We start from the raw sequence: 1,554 nt of genomic DNA, 5'->3' as shown, positions 1-1,554 counted from the left end.
CCTGCTCGTGGCGGAGCCGGCCGGCGTCCTTGCGGCGTCCGAGATGCAGCGCCAGCAGCTGGCCTTTGACCAGCTCGACGGCCATGTAGGCGAGCTTCTGCTGAGTCAGCTGGTAGCCGCCGATCGGCTTTCCGAACTGCTCGCGCTCGCCCGCGTAGCCCAGAGCGGACTCGAACGCGGAGCGGGCAGCGCCCATCGCGCCCCAGACGATCCCGTACCGGGCCTCGTTCAAGCAGGACAGTGGCGAGACGTGCTCCGATGCGAGCGGCAAAACTGCTCGAATCGAAATCATCGTTGGCCCTGGGTCACCAGCAGCATCCGCGGCGGCGGTGTGGTCGCTCGGCCACGCGATCGGCTGGTGTTGGCTGGGGCAAGGTCGGCCACCAGACGATCGAGATCGGCGTACGGAGTATCAACGGCGCTGGGTAAGCACAGTTCACTCACCCTCGGTCCAATACAGGTTGACGCGGTCGATGGCGTCCTGCTTGGACATTTTCGCCACTTCGGCCTCAGGCAGCCGGATGTCGTTGAGGAGGATGTGTACGAGCTGTGCAGGTACGCTTTCCTCGGTCTTCACCGGGCTACCTCGATCAGGTGTGGCCCCGTCGTGCACGCATGCCCAGAATTCGGCCTCGATAACGTCCAACTGGTCTTTGAGTATGTGACTCCACAGCCGCTTGCCGTAGTCGGTCCGGTCTGGTGGATGTGAGATCCGCGTTCGTAGGACGCGCCCATCGGGAAGGGGCAGTTCGTACGTGAGGTGGTGGGTGCCTGTTCGCCCTTGAGCGTCCTTGATCCTCATCCAGTTCTCGGTCTCGCAGAACTTCTGATGATCGGCTCGAGTGGCCGTTGGCCACTGGTTCATCGGGTGACCAGCCAGTCGCGTAGCTGGTCGTTGTCGCTGAGCGAGATCAACTGCACGAGTCCCCAGTTGCTGTCGTGGTTCGGTGCGAGCCGGAGGTGGTCGATCCAGTCGTCGGCGTAGTCACGCAATGCGTCGATCATTTCATCGATCGCTTCGTCGAACGTCGCCCCATCTGCGGAAATAGGAAGCCCCGGGATGAAGACGGACCACCCTCCCGCTTCTGCGACAACTTCGGCGCGAGACGAAACGAGGCGCGAGAGAGCGTAACGGAGCCGTTCTGCGTCGACGACTGCGGCGCGTCCAGACTCTCGCCGCACCGTGGCGGGCCGACCGGCCGCTGCGTTGTCCAAGAGGTCTTTGAAATGAGTGCGGGCCTCTGTATAGCTGTCATAGTGCGCGAGCGTCATGCATGTCCTCCGAGCCAGAATGAGTGAGGTACGTTAAGTACGTCACGTACTTGCCTTCAACGTACCCCTTCCTCGGGGTCACACGCCACCTTCAGGGCACTTTCGCGCGACATCCGAGGGCTGTTAGCAGGTCGGGCATTATCAGCGGAAGGCGGCGTGACCGGTGAGCGCCTGGCCGAGGACCAGCGTGTGCATCTCGACGGTGCCCTCGTACGTGAGGACCGACTCGAGGTTGTTCATGTGCCGGATCACCGGGTACTCGAGCGAGATCCCGTTCGCGCC

General features: G+C 62.9%; 2 protein-coding genes and 2 pseudogenes. All 4 read right to left on the bottom strand.

Translation table 11 applies throughout. From position 1 onward, the window contains the following. Positions 1–277, bottom strand: a pseudogene (locus ELR45_RS42035) (acyl-CoA dehydrogenase family protein); the annotation flags it as partial. Positions 278–436: 159 nt separating this feature from the next. After that, on the bottom strand, positions 437–802 hold the full coding sequence (locus ELR45_RS08955; protein WP_205856278.1) for a hypothetical protein: 366 nt from the start codon (positions 800–802) through the stop codon (positions 437–439). Positions 803–861: 59 nt separating this feature from the next. Then, entirely contained in the window at positions 862–1,272 is a 411-nt protein-coding gene (locus ELR45_RS08950) for a prevent-host-death protein (RefSeq protein WP_129665267.1), read from the bottom strand. A gap of 141 nt (positions 1,273–1,413) precedes the next feature. Next, positions 1,414–1,554 (bottom strand): annotated as a pseudogene (locus ELR45_RS42600) (acyl-CoA dehydrogenase); the annotation flags it as partial.

This window comes from Phytoactinopolyspora endophytica (genome assembly GCF_004138495.1).
GTDB classification, from domain to species: domain Bacteria; phylum Actinomycetota; class Actinomycetes; order Jiangellales; family Jiangellaceae; genus Phytoactinopolyspora; species Phytoactinopolyspora endophytica.
The sequence above is the reverse complement of the archived record's forward strand: the minus strand, read 5'-3'. Positions and strand labels throughout refer to the sequence as shown.

What these genes read in the sequence shown, in the direction of transcription:
- ELR45_RS08955 (WP_205856278.1), bottom strand. Translation starts at nt 802, where the DNA reads ATGAGGATCAAGGACGCTCAAGGGCGAACAGGCACCCACCACCTCACG.
- ELR45_RS08950 (WP_129665267.1), bottom strand. Translation starts at nt 1,272, where the DNA reads ATGACGCTCGCGCACTATGACAGCTATACAGAGGCCCGCACTCATTTC.